Source organism: Bordetella sp. 2513F2 (genome assembly GCF_054642735.1).
This window is the reverse complement of sequence record NZ_CM137755.1, coordinates 4,321,621-4,333,676: the sequence shown is the minus strand read 5'-3', so window position 1 is coordinate 4,333,676 and position 12,056 is coordinate 4,321,621. Positions and strand designations below refer to the sequence as shown.

General features: G+C 63.7%; 16 protein-coding genes. 15 read left to right on the top strand and 1 reads right to left on the bottom strand.

Going from position 1 to position 12,056, the window contains the following annotated elements; genetic code table 11:
- The first annotated feature begins 305 nt into the window (after positions 1-305).
- The 15 genes from rpsL (at position 306) to rpsQ (ending at position 10,218) form a co-directional block, all read left to right on the top strand.
- Positions 306-683, top strand: coding sequence for a 30S ribosomal protein S12 (rpsL, locus tag ACYBYQ_RS20545; protein ID WP_005017264.1), 378 nt, complete (start codon positions 306-308; stop codon positions 681-683).
- A gap of 167 nt (positions 684-850) precedes the next feature.
- The gene (gene rpsG, locus ACYBYQ_RS20540) at positions 851-1,321 is read left to right on the top strand and encodes a 30S ribosomal protein S7 (RefSeq protein ID WP_459616264.1); all 471 of its coding nucleotides are present in this window, start codon (positions 851-853) and stop codon (positions 1,319-1,321) included.
- Between the two features lie 18 nt (positions 1,322-1,339).
- Positions 1,340-3,442: an elongation factor G gene (gene fusA / locus ACYBYQ_RS20535; RefSeq protein ID WP_459616263.1), complete on the top strand. Its 2,103-nt coding sequence runs from the start codon at positions 1,340-1,342 to the stop codon at positions 3,440-3,442.
- Positions 3,443-3,526: 84 nt separating this feature from the next.
- Complete coding sequence (gene tuf, locus ACYBYQ_RS20530; RefSeq protein WP_459616262.1) at positions 3,527-4,717, top strand: elongation factor Tu; 1,191 nt, start codon at positions 3,527-3,529, stop codon at positions 4,715-4,717.
- A gap of 63 nt (positions 4,718-4,780) precedes the next feature.
- The gene (rpsJ, locus tag ACYBYQ_RS20525) at positions 4,781-5,092 is read left to right on the top strand and encodes a 30S ribosomal protein S10 (protein WP_012251770.1); all 312 of its coding nucleotides are present in this window, start codon (positions 4,781-4,783) and stop codon (positions 5,090-5,092) included.
- A gap of 367 nt (positions 5,093-5,459) precedes the next feature.
- The gene (rplC, locus tag ACYBYQ_RS20520) at positions 5,460-6,149 is read left to right on the top strand and encodes a 50S ribosomal protein L3 (protein ID WP_459616261.1); all 690 of its coding nucleotides are present in this window, start codon (positions 5,460-5,462) and stop codon (positions 6,147-6,149) included.
- Positions 6,150-6,154: 5 nt separating this feature from the next.
- Entirely contained in the window at positions 6,155-6,772 is a 618-nt protein-coding gene (gene rplD / locus ACYBYQ_RS20515; protein ID WP_459616260.1) for a 50S ribosomal protein L4, read from the top strand.
- Positions 6,769-7,065 carry a 50S ribosomal protein L23 gene (gene rplW, locus ACYBYQ_RS20510; protein ID WP_459616259.1) on the top strand — a complete coding sequence of 99 codons (297 nt, stop codon included), beginning with the start codon at positions 6,769-6,771 and terminating at the stop codon, positions 7,063-7,065. The genes rplD and rplW overlap by 4 nt, the downstream gene beginning before the upstream one ends.
- Complete coding sequence (gene rplB, locus ACYBYQ_RS20505; protein WP_459616258.1) at positions 7,066-7,893, top strand: 50S ribosomal protein L2; 828 nt, start codon at positions 7,066-7,068, stop codon at positions 7,891-7,893.
- Positions 7,894-7,905: 12 nt separating this feature from the next.
- Positions 7,906-8,181 carry a 30S ribosomal protein S19 gene (gene rpsS / locus ACYBYQ_RS20500; RefSeq protein WP_459616257.1) on the top strand — a complete coding sequence of 92 codons (276 nt, stop codon included), beginning with the start codon at positions 7,906-7,908 and terminating at the stop codon, positions 8,179-8,181.
- 3 nt (positions 8,182-8,184) lie between these two features.
- The gene (gene rplV / locus ACYBYQ_RS20495) at positions 8,185-8,514 is read left to right on the top strand and encodes a 50S ribosomal protein L22 (RefSeq protein ID WP_459616256.1); all 330 of its coding nucleotides are present in this window, start codon (positions 8,185-8,187) and stop codon (positions 8,512-8,514) included.
- A gap of 9 nt (positions 8,515-8,523) precedes the next feature.
- The gene (gene rpsC / locus ACYBYQ_RS20490; RefSeq protein ID WP_459616255.1) at positions 8,524-9,312 is read left to right on the top strand and encodes a 30S ribosomal protein S3; all 789 of its coding nucleotides are present in this window, start codon (positions 8,524-8,526) and stop codon (positions 9,310-9,312) included.
- A gap of 2 nt (positions 9,313-9,314) precedes the next feature.
- On the top strand, positions 9,315-9,731 hold the full coding sequence (gene rplP, locus ACYBYQ_RS20485) for a 50S ribosomal protein L16 (RefSeq protein WP_459616254.1): 417 nt from the start codon (positions 9,315-9,317) through the stop codon (positions 9,729-9,731).
- 11 nt (positions 9,732-9,742) lie between these two features.
- Positions 9,743-9,934: a 50S ribosomal protein L29 gene (gene rpmC, locus ACYBYQ_RS20480; RefSeq protein ID WP_459616253.1), complete on the top strand. Its 192-nt coding sequence runs from the start codon at positions 9,743-9,745 to the stop codon at positions 9,932-9,934.
- Between the two features lie 2 nt (positions 9,935-9,936).
- A complete protein-coding gene (gene rpsQ / locus ACYBYQ_RS20475) occupies positions 9,937-10,218 on the top strand; it encodes a 30S ribosomal protein S17 (RefSeq protein WP_459616252.1) in 282 nt (93 codons plus the stop codon).
- A 350-nt stretch (positions 10,219-10,568) separates the two neighbouring features.
- Here rpsQ and ACYBYQ_RS20470 read toward each other — a convergent pair whose 3' ends face one another.
- Complete coding sequence (locus tag ACYBYQ_RS20470; protein WP_459616251.1) at positions 10,569-11,996, bottom strand: NAD-dependent succinate-semialdehyde dehydrogenase; 1,428 nt, start codon at positions 11,994-11,996, stop codon at positions 10,569-10,571.
- Between the last annotated feature and the right edge of the window lie 60 nt (positions 11,997-12,056).

Below are 12,056 nucleotides of genomic sequence, written 5' to 3'. Positions count from 1 at the left end.
CGTGGGGTTTCCCTGCGGGGTATCCCGGCAATTCGGCCAGATAGGATTAACGGTTTCCCGTTAATCGGGTAGTCGATCGGCTTTCATGTCTTTTTGCCCGGTGAGCCGTGTGGCGCATCGGGCGTTGCGCGCAAGATTTGCATGGCAAGACCTGCTCTTTTACGTATACGAACGTCGGGGGCGGTTTTGCGTGAACTGCCTCCATCGCCGGTTCCAGGGCCTGTCGGGCCTTCCGGGTGCGGTGATGCCGGCAGATGCCAGTACTCAAGTACTTCCAGTGGTACGTAAAAGGAATTTCAACGGTCATGCCTACCATCAGCCAACTCGTGCGCAAGCCGCGCGAAGTCAGCATCATCAAGAGCAAGAGCCCCGCGCTCGAGAACTGCCCGCAGCGTCGCGGCGTCTGCACGCGCGTCTACACCACCACCCCCAAGAAGCCGAACTCCGCGCTGCGTAAGGTCGCCAAGGTGCGCCTCACCAACGGCTACGAAGTCATTTCGTACATCGGCGGCGAAGGCCACAACCTGCAGGAGCACTCGGTGGTGCTGGTGCGCGGCGGTCGTGTGAAGGATCTTCCCGGTGTGCGCTATCACATCGTGCGCGGCTCCCTCGACCTGCAAGGCGTCAAGGATCGCAAGCAGGCCCGTTCCAAGTACGGTGCCAAGCGTCCCAAGAAGGCCTGAGGCGCGTAGCCCGGTCGTACTTCCCCGGCGCGCAGCGGCGTGGCCCGGAAAGTGCAAACGTGCCGTTCATTGTGAACTGGCGCGGATCGTAAGGGGTCGTCCCATATGGGCGGCCATGGCCGTGTAACGAAACACGGTTCAACTGAACAGACACAAGGAAGCAAGAAATGCCCCGTCGTCGCGAAGTACCCAAGCGTGAAATCCTGCCCGATCCCAAGTTCGGCAGCGTAGAGCTCGCCAAATTCATGAACGTCGTGATGTTGGACGGCAAGAAAGCCGTCGCCGAGCGCATCATCTATGGTGCGTTCGACCAGATCCAGAGCAAGACTGGCAAAGAGCCACTGGAAGTCTTCACTCAGGCCATCAACAACATCAAGCCGATCGTCGAGGTCAAGAGCCGCCGCGTCGGCGGCGCCAACTACCAGGTGCCCGTCGAAGTCCGCCCCGTGCGTCGCCTGGCCCTGGCCATGCGCTGGCTGCGCGAAGCCGCCAAGAAGCGTGGCGAGAAGTCCATGGACCTGCGCCTGGCCGGCGAGCTCATCGACGCCGCCGAAGGTCGCGGCGCCGCGATGAAGAAACGCGAAGACACCCACAAGATGGCCGAAGCCAACAAGGCCTTCAGCCACTTCCGCTGGTAATTTAAGGATCAACCCACCATGGCCCGCAAAACCCCGATCGAGCGCTATCGCAACATTGGTATCTCCGCGCACATCGATGCAGGGAAGACCACCACCACCGAGCGCATCCTCTTCTACACCGGCGTCAATCACAAGATCGGCGAAGTCCACGATGGCGCAGCCACCATGGACTGGATGGAACAGGAGCAGGAGCGCGGCATCACCATTACGTCGGCAGCAACGACGGCGTTTTGGCGTGGCATGGCCGGCAACTACCCCGAGCACCGCATCAACATCATCGACACCCCGGGACACGTGGACTTCACCATCGAGGTGGAGCGTTCCATGCGCGTCCTGGACGGCGCCTGCATGGTGTACTGCGCGGTGGGCGGCGTGCAGCCGCAATCCGAAACCGTATGGCGCCAGGCCAACAAGTACGGCGTGCCCCGCCTGGCCTTCGTCAACAAGATGGACCGCACCGGCGCCAACTTCTTCAAGGTCTATGACCAGCTGAAGACGCGCCTGCGCGCCAATCCTGTGCCCATCGTGATCCCCATCGGCGCCGAAGACGCGTTCAAGGGCGTGATCGACCTGGTCAAGATGAAAGCCATCATCTGGGACGAAGCCAGCCAGGGCACCAAGTTCGACTACGTCGACATCCCCGCCGAGCTGCAGGCCAGCGCGGGGGAATGGCGCGAGAAGCTGGTCGAGGCCGCCGCCGAGTCGTCCGAGGAACTGATGAACAAGTACCTCGAGACCGGCGAACTCGAGGAAGCCGAAATCAATCAGGCCCTGCGCCAGCGCACCATCGCCGGCGAGATCCAGCCCATGCTGTGCGGCACCGCCTTCAAGAACAAGGGCGTGCAGCGCATGCTCGACGCGGTCATCGACTACCTGCCCTCGCCGGTGGACATCCCCCCGGTCGAAGGCCTGGACGACAACGGCAACGAAGTCAGCCGCAAGGCCGACGACACCGAGAAGTTCTCCGCGCTGGCATTCAAGCTGATGAGCGACCCGTTCGTGGGCCAGCTGACCTTCGTGCGCGTGTACTCGGGCATCCTGAAGTCGGGCGACACCGTCTACAACCCCATCAAGGGCAAGAAAGAGCGTATCGGCCGCATCCTGCAGATGCACGCGAACAACCGCGAGGAAATCAAGGAAGTTCTGGCCGGCGACATCGCTGCCGTGGTGGGCCTGAAGGAAGTCACCACCGGTGAAACCCTGTGCGACGTCGATTCCCACGTCACGCTGGAGCGCATGGAGTTCCCCGAGCCCGTGATCTCGCAGGCCGTCGAACCCAAGTCGAAGGCCGACCAGGAGAAGATGGGCCTGGCGCTGTCGCGCCTGGCGCAGGAGGATCCGTCCTTCCGCGTGCGCAGCGACGAGGAATCCGGCCAGACCATCATCTCGGGCATGGGCGAGCTGCATCTCGAGATCCTGGTCGACCGCATGAAGCGCGAGTTCGGCGTGGAAGCCAACGTGGGCAAGCCCCAGGTGGCCTACCGCGAAACGATCCGCAAGACCTGCGAGGAAGTCGAAGGCAAGTTCGTCAAGCAGTCCGGCGGCCGCGGCCAGTACGGCCACGTGGTGCTCAAGATCGAGCCCCTGCCCCCCGGTGGCGGCTACGAATTCGTCGACGCCATCAAGGGCGGCGTGGTGCCGCGCGAATACATCCCCGCGGTCGACAAGGGCATCCAGGAAACCCTGCCTTCGGGCATCATCGCCGGCTACCCGGTGGTGGACGTGAAGGTCACGCTGTTCTTCGGTTCGTACCACGACGTGGACTCGAACGAGAACGCGTTCAAGATGGCCGCCTCGATGGCTTTCAAGGATGGCATGCGCAAGGCCAGCCCCGTGCTGCTCGAGCCCATGATGGCCGTGGAAGTCGAGACGCCCGAAGACTACGCCGGCACCGTGATGGGCGACCTGTCCTCGCGGCGCGGCATGGTGCAGGGCATGGACGACATGGTCGGCGGCGGCAAGGTCATCAAGGCCGAAGTGCCGCTGGCCGAGATGTTCGGCTACGCCACCAACCTGCGTTCCCTGACGCAGGGTCGCGCCACGTACACCATGGAGTTCAAGCACTACGCCGAAGCTCCGAAGAACGTCGCTGACGAAGTCATCGCCGCTCGTGGCAAGTAATTAAACCTAAACACCGTCGCCGCGTCTCCTGCCGGGGGCGCGGCAAAATATCCCAGTTTCCTTGAAAGTCAAAGGATAGAGATCATGGCAAAAGGCAAGTTTGAACGTACCAAGCCGCACGTGAACGTGGGTACGATTGGTCACGTTGACCACGGCAAAACGACGTTGACGGCGGCGATCACGACGGTGCTGTCGACGAAGTTCGGCGGCGAAGCCAAGGGCTACGACCAGATCGACGCGGCGCCTGAAGAGAAGGCGCGCGGGATCACGATCAACACGGCGCACGTGGAATACGAGACGGAGACGCGTCACTACGCGCACGTTGACTGCCCGGGCCACGCTGACTACGTGAAGAACATGATCACGGGCGCGGCGCAGATGGACGGGGCGATCCTGGTGGTGTCGGCCGCCGACGGCCCGATGCCGCAGACGCGCGAGCACATTCTGCTGAGCCGCCAGGTTGGCGTGCCGTACATCATCGTGTTCCTGAACAAGGCCGACATGGTCGATGACGCCGAGCTGCTCGAGCTGGTGGAGATGGAAGTCCGCGAACTGCTGTCGAAGTACGACTTCCCGGGCGACGACACGCCGATCGTGAAGGGTTCGGCCAAGCTGGCGCTCGAAGGCGACAAGGGCGAGCTGGGCGAGCAGGCGATCCTGGCGCTGGCGCAGGCGCTGGACACGTACATCCCGACGCCGGAGCGTGCGGTCGACGGCGCGTTCCTGATGCCGGTGGAAGACGTGTTCTCGATCTCGGGTCGGGGCACGGTGGTCACGGGCCGTATCGAGCGCGGGGTGATCAAGGTCGGCGAGGAAATCGAGATCGTGGGCATCAAGCCGACGCTGAAGACGACCTGCACGGGCGTGGAGATGTTCCGCAAGCTGCTGGACCAGGGCCAGGCGGGCGACAACGTGGGCATTCTGCTGCGCGGCACCAAGCGCGAGGAAGTCGAGCGTGGCCAGGTGCTGGCCAAGCCGGGTTCGATCACGCCGCACACGGACTTCACGGCCGAGGTGTACATTCTGTCGAAGGAAGAGGGCGGCCGCCACACGCCGTTCTTCAACGGCTACCGTCCGCAGTTCTACTTCCGCACGACGGACGTGACGGGCACGATCGACCTGCCGCAAGACAAGGAGATGGTGCTGCCGGGCGACAACGTGTCGATGACGGTCAAGCTGCTGGCGCCGATCGCCATGGAAGAAGGCCTGCGCTTCGCCATCCGCGAAGGCGGCCGCACCGTGGGTGCCGGCGTCGTCGCCAAGATCATCAAGTAAAGCAGTATCCATTCAGCGAGGGCGGTGGTCGCCGCCTTCGCTTTTCGTTCTTTAGGAAACGCCATGAAAAACCAGAAGATCCGCATCCGCTTGAAAGCCTTCGATTACAAGCTGATCGATCAATCCGCCGCCGAGATCGTCGACACCGCCAAGCGCACCGGCGCCGTGGTTCGTGGTCCCGTGCCGCTGCCCACGCGCATCCGCCGCTACGACGTGCTGCGCTCGCCGCACGTGAACAAGAGCTCGCGCGACCAGTTCGAGATCCGCACCCATCAGCGCCTGATGGACATCGTCGATCCCACCGACAAGACGGTCGACGCCCTGATGCGGCTCGACCTGCCTGCTGGCGTGGACGTGGAAATCGCGCTGCAGTAAATACAACAGAACTCGACAACAGGCCCGGCCCCGGCCGGCGCCTGCGCCTTCAGCGGCGGATTCCCGACGGAGTCCGCCGTATTCATTTGTACCGGCCCAGGGCTTGCCCGTCCGGGGGCGGTATCGACCGATGCGCTTGCATTACGCCGAAATCCCGTGCTACTATACGAGGCTTGCCATTTTTGGCGAGAATTCCCTTTGGCCTCGCACGTTCATGCTGCCCTTCTGTATCGGGCTTCATGTATTGAGCTGTATCTATTGAGCAGCATGCGGCGGGTGGGCCGGGAGTGAAGAACCCTGTAGGGCGAAAGCCGTTACCTTTTGCCTGATTAGCCCCGACCAATCGTAGTCGGGAATGGAGAAAACGATGTCGAATTCGACACCCACGCCCGCCGCTTTCCGGCTGGGTCTGGTGGGTCGCAAGGTCGGCATGACCCGCATTTTCACGGAAGATGGCGAATCCATCCCCGTGACCGTGCTGGACGTGTCGAACAACCGCGTGACCCAAGTCAAGTCTCTGGAAACCGACGGCTATGCCGCCGTCCAGGTGGCTTACGGTACCCGTCGTGCCTCGCGCGTACCCAAGGCCCAGACTGGCCACTACGCCAAAGCCGGCGTCGAAGCCGGTAGCAATCTCAAGGAATTCCGTCTCGATCCCGCCCGCGCCGCCGAATTCACGGCTGGCTCGGTGATCGCCGTCGAGTCCGTGTTCGAAGCCGGCCAGCAGGTCGACGTCACGGGCACCACGATCGGTAAGGGCTTCGCCGGTACGATCAAGCGCCACAACTTCGGTTCGCAGCGCGCCTCGCACGGTAACTCGCGCTCGCACCGCGTTCCTGGCTCCATCGGCCAGGCGCAGGATCCGGGCCGCATTTTCCCCGGCAAGCGCATGTCGGGCCACATGGGTGACGTCACCCGCACCGTTCAGAACCTCGACGTGGTTCGCGTCGATGCCGAACGTGGCCTGCTGCTCGTCAAGGGCGCCGTCCCCGGCCATGCCGGCGGCGATGTCATCGTGCGTCCGGCAGTCAAGGCGCCGGCCAAGAAGGGGGCGTAAGCATCATGGATCTCAAGCTCCTGAACGACCAAGGTCAGGCCGCGACTTTCAGCGCGCCCGACACCATTTTCGGCCGTGACTTCAATGAAGCGCTGGTGCACCAGGTGGTCGTGGCCTACCAGGCCAACGCCCGCAGCGGCAACCGCGCGCAGAAGGACCGTGCCGAAGTCAAGCACTCCACCAAGAAGCCCTGGCGCCAGAAGGGTACCGGCCGCGCTCGCGCCGGCATGACCTCGTCGCCGCTGTGGCGTGGGGGTGGTCGCACCTTCCCGAATTCGCCGGAAGAGAACTTCAGCCAGAAGGTCAACAAGAAGATGTACCGCGCCGGGATCCGTTCGATCCTGTCGCAGCTGGCTCGCGAAGACCGCATCGCCGTCGTCGACACGTTTTCGCTGGAATCCCCCAAGACCAAGCTGGCTGCCGCCAAGCTGAAGAGCCTGGGCCTGGATTCGGTGCTGATCATCACCGACGCCGTGGACGAAAATGTTTACCTCGCCACCCGCAACCTGCCGCACGTTGCCGTGGTCGAGACCCGCTATGCCGATCCGTTGTCGCTGATCCACTACAAGAAAGTGCTGATCACCAAGCCGGCCATCGCTCAACTCGAGGAGATGCTGGGATGAACGCCGAACGCTTGATGCAAGTCATTCTGGCTCCCATCGTGACCGAAAAGGCCACTTTCGTAGCCGAAAAGAACCAGCAAGTCGCTTTCCGTGTCGTGGCTGACGCCACCAAGCCGGAAATCAAGGCTGCCGTCGAACTGCTGTTCAAGGTGCAGGTCGAGTCCGTGCAGGTCCTCAACCGTAAGGGCAAAGTCAAGCGCTTTGGCCGTTTCGTCGGTCGTCGCCGCAGTGAGCGCAAGGCCTACGTTTCGCTCAAGGACGGCCAGGAAATCGACTTTGCGGAGGTGAAGTAAATGGCCCTCGTTAAAGTGAAGCCGACGTCGGCCGGCCGTCGCGGCATGGTCAAGGTCGTCAGCCCCAACCTGCACAAAGGTGCACCGTTCGCGGGCCTGCTCGAGAAGAAGACCCGCGGCTCGGGCCGCAACAACAATGGCCACATCACCGTGCGCCATCGTGGTGGTGGTCACAAGCAGCACTACCGTATCGTCGATTTCCGTCGCGACAAGGATGGCATCCCGGCGAAGGTCGAGCGCCTCGAGTACGATCCCAACCGCACTGCGCACATTGCCCTGCTGTGCTATGCCGATGGCGAGCGCCGCTACATCATTGCGCCCCGTGGCCTGGAAGTGGGCGCCACGCTGCTGTCGGGCATCGACGCTCCGATCCGTGCCGGCAACACGCTGCCCATCCGCAACATCCCGGTCGGTACCACGATCCACTGCATCGAGATGATCCCCGGCAAGGGTGCCCAGATGGCCCGCTCGGCCGGCGCTTCCGCCGTGCTGCTGGCCCGCGAAGGCACGTACGCCCAGGTGCGCCTGCGCTCCGGTGAAGTGCGCCGCGTGCACATCCAGTGCCGTGCCACCATCGGTGAAGTCGGCAACGAAGAACACAGCCTGCGCCAGATCGGCAAGGCCGGCGCGATGCGTTGGCGCGGTATCCGCCCGACCGTTCGCGGTGTGGCCATGAACCCGATCGATCACCCGCACGGTGGTGGTGAGGGTCGTACCGGCGAAGCTCGCGAGCCCGTGAGCCCGTGGGGTACTCCGTCGAAGGGTTTCAAGACCCGTCGCAACAAGCGGACGACCAGCATGATCGTCCAACGGCGCAAGCGCAAGTAAGAGGCGAACACTATGTCACGTTCGATCAAGAAAGGCCCGTTTGTCGACGCCCACCTGATCAAAAAGGTGGATGCCGCGGTGGCGGGCAAGGACAAGAAGCCGATCAAGACCTGGTCGCGCCGTTCCACGATCCTGCCCGAGTTCATCGGGCTGACGATTGCTGTGCACAACGGCCGCCAGCATGTTCCCGTTTACATCAACGAGAACATGGTCGGCCACAAGCTCGGCGAGTTCGCGCTGACCCGCACGTTCAAGGGTCACGCTGCGGACAAGAAGTCGAAGAGGTAAGCGATGGAAACTACTGCCATTATCCGTGGGGTGCACATCTCGGCGCAGAAGACCCGCCTGGTCGCGGACCTGATCCGCGGCAAGAAGGTGGCCGATGCGCTGAACATCCTCACCTTCTCGCCCAAGAAGGCCGCCGGCATCCTGAAGAAGGCTGTCGAGTCCGCCATCGCCAACGCCGAACACAACGACGGCGCCGATATCGACGAGCTCAAGGTCACCACCATCTACGTGGACAAGGCTCAATCGATGAAGCGTTTCTCGGCTCGTGCCAAGGGCCGCGGCAACCGTATCGAGAAGCAGACCTGCCACATCACGGTCAAGGTCGGAGCCTAAGGAGTCACGATGGGTCAGAAAATTCACCCCACTGGGTTCCGTCTCGCGGTCACCCGTAATTGGTCCTCGCGTTGGTTCGCCGACGACAAGGCCTTCGGCAGCATGCTGGCCGAAGACATCCGCGTGCGCGAATACCTGAAGAAGAAGCTCAAGAGCGCTTCTGTCGGTCGCGTCGTCATCGAGCGTCCCGCCAAGAACGCCCGCATCACCGTCTACTCGGCCCGTCCGGGCGTGGTGATCGGCAAGCGCGGCGAGGACATCGAGAACCTGAAGGCCGACCTGCAGCGCCTGATGGGCGTGCCCGTGCACGTCAACATCGAGGAAATCCGCAAGCCGGAAACCGACGCGCAGCTGATCGCCGACTCGATCTCCCAGCAGCTCGAGAAGCGCATCATGTTCCGCCGCGCCATGAAGCGCGCCATGCAGAACGCCATGCGCCTCGGTGCCCAGGGCATCAAGATCATGAGCTCGGGCCGTCTGAACGGCATCGAAATCGCGCGTACCGAGTGGTACCGCGAAGGCCGTGTGCCGCTGCACACGCTGAAGGCGAACATCGACTACGGCACCTCCGAAGCCCACACCACCTACGGTGTGATCGGCATCAAGGTGTGGGTCTACAAGGGCGACATGCTGGCCAACGGCGAGCTGCCCCCCGAGACCGCCCCGCGCGAAGAAGAGCGTCGTCCGCGCCGCTCGCCTCGCGGTGACCGTCCCGATGGCGCCCGCGCGGGCCGCCCCGGCGGTCGTGGCCGTGGTCCCCGCAAGGCGGACGCGGCTCCGGCGCCTGAAGGAGAATAACCATGCTGCAACCCTCTCGCAGAAAATATCGTAAAGAGCAAAAGGGCCGCAACACCGGTCTGGCGACCCGCGGCACCGACGTGTCGTTCGGCCAGTTCGGCCTCAAGGCAACCGGCCGTGGCCGGCTGACCGCGCGCCAGATCGAGTCCGCTCGTCGTGCCATCAACCGGCACATCAAGCGTGGCGGCCGTATCTGGATCCGTATCTTCCCCGACAAGCCGATCTCGCAGAAGCCTGCCGAAGTCCGTATGGGTAACGGTAAGGGCAACCCGGAGTACTGGGTCGCCGAGATCCAGCCGGGCAAGGTGCTGTACGAAATGGAAGGGGTCAGCGAAGAGCTGGCGCGCGAGGCGTTCCGCCTGGCTGCTGCCAAGCTGCCGATCTCGACGACGTTCGTCACGCGTCATGTCGGTGCCTAAGGGAGTACGAAATGAAAGCTAGCGAACTTCGTTCGAAAGACGCCGCCGAGCTTGGCAAGGAGCTCGAAAGCCTGCTCAAGGCCCAATTCGGCCTGCGCATGCAGAAGGCCACGCAGCAGCTCGGCAACACCAGCCAGCTGCGCAAAGTGCGTCGCGACATCGCGCGCGTGCGTACCTTGCTGACTGAGAAGGCAGGGAAGTGATCATGACTGACACGCAAAATACCGAAGTGACCAAGCGCCAGCGTACGCTGGTCGGCAAGGTCGTCAGCAACAAGATGGACAAGACCGTGGTCGTTCTGGTCGAACGCCGCGTCAAGCACCCCATCTACGGCAAGATCGTCATGCGCTCGGCCAAGTACAAGGCGCACGACGAGGCCAACCAGTACAACGAAGGCGATACGGTCGAGATCGCCGAAGGCCGCCCCATCTCGCGCTCCAAGGCGTGGTCGGTGGTGCGCCTGGTGGAAGCTGCCCGCATCATCTGATGCTGGCAGGGCGCGGATTTCCCGCGCCGTTCCATCTCGCAGTAGAAAAAAGCCGGAAGCGCATGCTTCCGGCTTTTTGCTTATGGCCGCGGTTCTCAGGGCTTGCCCGCAATGAAAAATGCCGCGGAAGACGCGGCATTGAGATGCTCGGCGCATCGGCGGCCTGGGCCGGGGCGGGGCGGGTGGCCAATTGGAGGAGGGGCAGTCGCCCGCAGGGCGACCGAGGGCGCCTGATGGTGCGCCCGAGCCCGACGACTTGGCCGACCCGCCCCGGCCCAGGCCGCCGATGCACCTGAAGAACACAAATCCCCCAAGGCCGTATCCGGCCCCGGGGCAACCACGTCAAACGTTCAGACGTGCGTGATGAACTTCGTCACCAGGTACCCGTCGAAGGTTTCCTGGCCGCCTTCGCTGCCGATGCCGCTGTCCTTGATGCCGCCGAAGGGCGTCTCGGCCAGGGCGCTGCCGAAGTGGTTGATGTTGACCATGCCGGCCTCCAGGGCGTTCGATACCTTGGTGGCCGTCTGCAGCGAGTTGGTGAACACGTAGGAAGACAGGCCGAAGGGCAGGCTGTTGGCGCGGCGCAGCACCTCGTCGGTGTCCTTGAAGCGCACCACGGGGGCCACCGGGCCGAAGGGCTCTTCGGTCATGAGCATGGCGGTGTCGGGCAGGTCCGTGACCACGGTGGGATTGAAGAAGAAGCCCTTGCCGGAGGGCGCCTCGCCGCCCAGCACGATCTTGCCGCCGTGCTTGCGCGCGTCTTCCACGAACTTGGCCATGGTGGGCACGCGCCGCTCGTGCGCCAGCGGGCCCATCTCCACGCCGTCTTCGAGGCCGTTGCCGACCTTGATGCTCTTGAGCGTTTCGGTGAAGCGCTCGAGGAACTGTTCGTAAGCGCCTTCCTGCACGTAGAAGCGCGTGGGCGACACGCATACCTGGCCGGCGTTGCGGATCTTGAACTTGGCCAGCATCTTGGCCGCGCGGTCGATGTCGGCGTCGTCGAACACCAGCACCGGCGAGTGGCCGCCGAGCTCCATGGTGACGCGCTTCATGTGGGCGCCGGCCAGTGCGGCCAGCTGCTTGCCGACCGGCACCGAGCCGGTGAACGACACCTTGCGCACGATGGGCGAGCGGATCAGGTAGTCGGAGATCTTGGCGGGTTCGCCCCAGACGATGTTCAGGCAGCCCTTGGGCAGGCCGGCATCGTGGAACATGCGGGCGATGGCCATGACGGCGCTGGGCGAATCCTCGGGGCCCTTCAGCACGATGGTGCAACCGGCACCCAGGGCCGCTGCGATCTTGCGGATGGCCTGGTTGTACGGGAAGTTCCAGGGGGTGAAGGCGGCGCACACGCCAATGGGCTCGCGCACCACGAACTGGCGCACGTCGGGGTTGCGCGGCGGAATCACGCGGCCATAGATGCGCCGGCATTCCTCGGCGTGCCAGTCGAGGTGCTCGGAGCAGGCCATGACCTCGCCCACGGCCTCGGCCAGCGGCTTGCCCTGGTCCAGCGTCATGTTGCGGCCGATTTCCTGGGCCTGGGCGCGCGACATCTCGCCGACCTTGCGCAGGATGGCGGCGCGTTCGATGGGGGACGTGCGCTTCCACGACTCGAAGGCCCGCTGCGCCGCGGCCAGGGCCCGGTCGAGGTCGGCCTCGGTGGCGTGGGGCAGCTGGCCCAGGACCTCGAGCGTGGCCGGGTTGGTGACGTCCTGGGCATTGCGGCCGTCGCCGCCTATGAATTCGCCGTCGATATAGAGTGCCAACTTTTCGTACATGCCAGTCGTTCCTTGCGAAAAGGGGGAGAAGAAGCGGACCTTGCCAGTCTAAACCACCTT

What these genes read in the sequence shown, in the direction of transcription:
- rpsL (WP_005017264.1), top strand. Translation starts at nt 306, where the DNA reads ATGCCTACCATCAGCCAACTCGTGCGCAAGCCGCGCGAAGTCAGCATC.
- rpsG (WP_459616264.1), top strand. Translation starts at nt 851, where the DNA reads ATGCCCCGTCGTCGCGAAGTACCCAAGCGTGAAATCCTGCCCGATCCC.
- fusA (WP_459616263.1), top strand. Translation starts at nt 1,340, where the DNA reads ATGGCCCGCAAAACCCCGATCGAGCGCTATCGCAACATTGGTATCTCC.
- tuf (WP_459616262.1), top strand. Translation starts at nt 3,527, where the DNA reads ATGGCAAAAGGCAAGTTTGAACGTACCAAGCCGCACGTGAACGTGGGT.
- rpsJ (WP_012251770.1), top strand. Translation starts at nt 4,781, where the DNA reads ATGAAAAACCAGAAGATCCGCATCCGCTTGAAAGCCTTCGATTACAAG.
- rplC (WP_459616261.1), top strand. Translation starts at nt 5,460, where the DNA reads ATGTCGAATTCGACACCCACGCCCGCCGCTTTCCGGCTGGGTCTGGTG.
- rplD (WP_459616260.1), top strand. Translation starts at nt 6,155, where the DNA reads ATGGATCTCAAGCTCCTGAACGACCAAGGTCAGGCCGCGACTTTCAGC.
- rplW (WP_459616259.1), top strand. Translation starts at nt 6,769, where the DNA reads ATGAACGCCGAACGCTTGATGCAAGTCATTCTGGCTCCCATCGTGACC.
- rplB (WP_459616258.1), top strand. Translation starts at nt 7,066, where the DNA reads ATGGCCCTCGTTAAAGTGAAGCCGACGTCGGCCGGCCGTCGCGGCATG.
- rpsS (WP_459616257.1), top strand. Translation starts at nt 7,906, where the DNA reads ATGTCACGTTCGATCAAGAAAGGCCCGTTTGTCGACGCCCACCTGATC.
- rplV (WP_459616256.1), top strand. Translation starts at nt 8,185, where the DNA reads ATGGAAACTACTGCCATTATCCGTGGGGTGCACATCTCGGCGCAGAAG.
- rpsC (WP_459616255.1), top strand. Translation starts at nt 8,524, where the DNA reads ATGGGTCAGAAAATTCACCCCACTGGGTTCCGTCTCGCGGTCACCCGT.
- rplP (WP_459616254.1), top strand. Translation starts at nt 9,315, where the DNA reads ATGCTGCAACCCTCTCGCAGAAAATATCGTAAAGAGCAAAAGGGCCGC.
- rpmC (WP_459616253.1), top strand. Translation starts at nt 9,743, where the DNA reads ATGAAAGCTAGCGAACTTCGTTCGAAAGACGCCGCCGAGCTTGGCAAG.
- rpsQ (WP_459616252.1), top strand. Translation starts at nt 9,937, where the DNA reads ATGACTGACACGCAAAATACCGAAGTGACCAAGCGCCAGCGTACGCTG.
- ACYBYQ_RS20470 (WP_459616251.1), bottom strand. Translation starts at nt 11,996, where the DNA reads ATGTACGAAAAGTTGGCACTCTATATCGACGGCGAATTCATAGGCGGC.